The organism is Streptomyces sp. NPDC004561, from assembly GCF_053602155.1.
Genome location: NZ_JBSGDB010000688.1, coordinates 1 through 3594, shown reverse-complemented (window position 1 = coordinate 3594; position 3594 = coordinate 1). Strand labels below are relative to the sequence as shown.

General features: G+C 73.8%; 4 protein-coding genes and 1 pseudogene. All 5 read left to right on the top strand.

Annotation, left to right across the window (positions count from 1 at the left end; all coding sequences use genetic code 11):
* The coding region (locus ACWEN3_RS43600) for an SUKH-4 family immunity protein (protein WP_452983439.1) at positions 1–1261 on the top strand (1261 nt) is incomplete at its 5' end.
* Between the two features lie 66 nt (positions 1262–1327).
* Complete coding sequence (locus ACWEN3_RS43595; RefSeq protein ID WP_452983436.1) at positions 1328–2254, top strand: RNA polymerase subunit sigma-70; 927 nt, start codon at positions 1328–1330, stop codon at positions 2252–2254.
* A gap of 108 nt (positions 2255–2362) precedes the next feature.
* Entirely contained in the window at positions 2363–2920 is a 558-nt protein-coding gene (locus tag ACWEN3_RS43590; protein WP_452983433.1) for a dihydrofolate reductase family protein, read from the top strand.
* Positions 2917–3054, top strand: coding sequence for a hypothetical protein (locus ACWEN3_RS43585; RefSeq protein ID WP_452983430.1), 138 nt, complete (start codon positions 2917–2919; stop codon positions 3052–3054). The genes ACWEN3_RS43590 and ACWEN3_RS43585 overlap by 4 nt, the downstream gene beginning before the upstream one ends.
* 150 nt (positions 3055–3204) lie before the next feature.
* Positions 3205–3594, top strand: a pseudogene (locus ACWEN3_RS43580) (cellulose-binding protein); the annotation flags it as partial.

Here is a 3594-nt window from a genome sequence, read left to right as displayed (position 1 = left end):
GCCCCAGCCCCCGGTCGGCCCCGGCGCGCCGCAGCCTCCGGTCGGGCCGGGCGGGCCCGGCGGGGGGCGGGGTGCCGTCCATCACGCCGAGACCGTGCTGGCCGCGCCTCCCGTGGGCGGCCCCGGCGGGCCCGTCGGTCCTGGTGGTCCCGGTGGACCTCCGCCGCCGCCCGCTCCCGGCATGTCCCCCGGTGTTCCGGGTGTTCCGGGTGTTCCGCAGGCGATGCCGCCGGGTGCGATGCCGCCGCCGGGGCAGCCGTCGGCGTACGGGTATCCGCAGCAGGGGCAGCCGACGGTCGGTCCCGGCTATCAGGCCGTGCTGCGCTATCGCGCGCAGGACGGTTCGGAGCAGCAGCTGATCCGGCGTTCGGCGCCGGGTACGCCGCATCCGGAGTGGCAGATCTTCCACGAGCTGCGGGCGATGAACGTGCCGCCGGACCAGGTGCTGGAGCTGCACACGGAGCTGGAGTCGTGCGAGCTGCCGGGTGCGTACTGCGCGCGGATGATCCGGGAGCAGTGGCCGCAGGCGCGGATCGCGAGCATCGCGCCGTACGGCACGGACCACGCGAGCCGGCAGCAGGGCATGCAGCAGCTGCTGGCCCATCAGGGCGAGCTGCACCAGGTGGCGGACGGTCCGGCGCGCCCCGCGCCGGTGCGGGCGCCGCTGCCGCCGGTGCAGGCGGCGCCGCCGGTACCGCCGGAGGGCATCGCGCAGGAGCTGGCGGCGGCGTTCGGGCCGGGGATCTTCCGGTTCGATCAGCAGGCGGTGTCGCGGCAGGGTGTGCCGCCGATCGTGGCGCACACGCTGGTGGTCGCGGGGCTGCCGGTGGACATGGGCCCGTTCTTCTGGGCGCAGGCGCAGCCGGGCCGTCCGGTGCCGACGCTGGCGGAGCTGGCGGCCGAGCGCGGGGTGCAGCCGGCGGCGGACGCGGGGTCGTACCTGGTGATGGGCACCGACTTCGGCCGGGCGATCTGTGTGCAGTACGGGACGGCGAACATCGTGGCGGTGCCGGTGGAGGCCGGTCCGGGCGGTGCGCCGGTGCCGCCGCAGTTCGTGAACACCGGGCTGCCGGAGTTCGTGCGCTGTCTGGCGTTGCTGGGCCGGATGTGGCGGCTGAGGTTCGGCCTGAACCAGGAGCAGGCGGGACGCTGGACCGTCGACTTCCAGGCCCAGCTCGCCGCGCTGGACCCGGCGGCGCTCGGTTCGCCGGAGAGCTGGTGGTCGGTGCTGCTGGAGCAGATGTGGGACGGGCTGCTGTAGTGCCGTCCGGCCGGGAGTGGGCGCATTCTGTCCTTCACGCGCGGGTGTGAAGGGCAGGATGGTCGGGTGGACTTGGAGCCGTACCGGGGTGAGCTGGTGGCGTACTGCTACCGGATGCTGGGGTCGTTCCACGAGGCCGAGGACCTGACGCAGGAGACGATGCTGCGTGCCTGGAACGCCCGGGACCGGTACGACCCGGGGCGCGCGTCCGTGCGGACGTGGCTGTACCGCATCGCGACCAACGCCTGTCTGAGCGCGCTGGAGAGCCGGGCCCGTCGTCCGCTGCCGTCGGGGCTGGGGGCGCCTTCCGACGATCCCGGGGCGCCGCTGACGCCGGCGCACGACATCCCGTGGCTGGAGCCGTTCCCCGAGGCGCGGTTCGACGTGGAGGCGCGTGCGGATCTGCGGCTGGCGCTGGTGGCCGCGCTGCAGTTGCTGCCGGCGCGGCAGCGGGCGGTGCTGGTGCTGCGCGAGGTGCTGGAGTTCTCCGCCGCGGAGGTCGCCGGTCAGCTCGGCACTTCCGTGGCCGCCGTCAACAGCGCGTTGCAGCGGGCGCGTTCGGCCCTTTCGCGGGCGGGCGCGCCGGGTGAGGTCGGTGAGCCGGACGACCCGGAGGTGCGGGCGGTGGTGCGGCGTTACATGCGTGCCTTCGAGGCGGCCGACGTTCCGGCTCTGGTGCGGCTGCTCACCGAGGACGCGGTCCTGGAGATGCCGCCGGTTCCGCTGTGGTACCGGGGCAGGCGGGACTACGGCCGGTTCATGGAGCGGGTGTTCGCGCTGCGCGGGACGGGCTGGCGGGTGGAGCGTGCGGCGGCCAACGGGCAGCCGGCGCTCCTGGCGTACGCGCCGGAGCCGGGCGGTGGCCACCGGCCGCACACGGTGCAGGTCCTGACGGTCGTCGGTGGCCGGGTCGCGTGCAACGTGGTGTTCGCGGACCCGCGGGTGCTGTCCGCGTTCGCGCCGCTTCCGCGCGACCCTGCTCCGGCTTCCTGAGCGACGGCCTCCCGGCGGCTCTTCGCGACGACTTTCCGGTGGGCGCGATGAGTCCGGCCGGTGCCGCCGGTAGGTACCGGTGAGCAACCGGACGAAGGGATCGTCGTCGTGAGTGTCGTCGTCATCGAGTTCATCACCCTGGACGGGGTCGTCGCCGATCCGGACGGGTCCGCGGGCACGCCTCTCGGCGGCTGGGCCTTCCGGCACGGCCGCGAGGCGGTCGAGGGGGACAAGTTCCGTCTGGGCCCGGTCCTGGACGAGGGGGTCATGCTGCTGGGCCGTACCACCTGGGAGCTGTTCGCGGGGCTGTGGCCGGGGCGCCGGAGCCCCTTCGCGGCGCGGCTGAACGCCGTGCCGAAGCTGGTCGTCTCCGGTGGCGCGCCGGACGTGTCGAGGTGGTCCAACTCCAGCCTGGTGAAGGGGGATCTGCTGGACGCCGTGCGGGCCGAGCGGCGGGACGTGGTGGTCACCGGGAGTCTTTCCGTGGTGCGCGCGCTGATGGCCGCGGAGTTGGTGGACGAGTACCGGCTGCTGACCTTCCCGGTGGTGCTGGGGGAGGGCCGGCGGCTGTTCGAGGAGGGGAGCGCGCAGGCCGATCTGGAGTGCCTGTCGGCCGAGCGGGTCGGTGCGGCCGTCCTGACCCGGTACGGGAGGGCCGCGGGATGACGGTCCGTCTCCTGGCCCTGTACGAGACCCCGGCCGACCCAAAGGGGCGGGCGACGGCGGCGGACGCGGCGGTTCTTGAGGAGCTCGCGCCCGTCCGCAGCATGATCGTCACTCTTGGGGAGGACGTGCCGTAGGCGGTGGCGGCCGCTGCGATCGTCCCTAAGTGCGAAATTTCGACCGTGACGTGACTGCGGAGTGTCGCGTTATGAACATTTACACCCGATCCATCAGGATATGCGCGAAATCATCCAGTCGTGTATGTCCGGTGGAGAGGGGTGCCCAGGGTGAGCAGCGCATCGGTGCCGCAGCGCGGCTTCGTGACGGTCAGGGGGCGCGGCTACCGCCCCGATCGGGTCGACGCGTTCGTGGAGGCGCTGTCCGAGGAACGGGACGCCGCGTGGGAACGCGCCGCGCGGCTGACCGTGCTCGCCAAGGACATGGAGACGGAGGTCGCGCGGCTGCGCGAGGCCGTCGCCCAGCTCGCGCCCCAGGCGTACGACACGCTCGGGGAGCGCGCCCAGCGCATGTTCCAGCTCGCACAGGAGGAGGCGGCGGAACTGCGGGAACGCACGCGGCGCGAGACCCAGCAGCAGGTCACGCAGGCCGAGGAGTGCGCCGAGGGCGTGCGCTGGGCGGTGAAGGAGGCGGCGGACGCGCTGCGCGCGGAGGCCGAC

Bases quoted from the DNA above. Each gene is read 5' to 3' on its own strand.
- ACWEN3_RS43585 (WP_452983430.1), top strand. From the start codon at position 2,917: ATGACGGTCCGTCTCCTGGCCCTGTACGAGACCCCGGCCGACCCAAAG.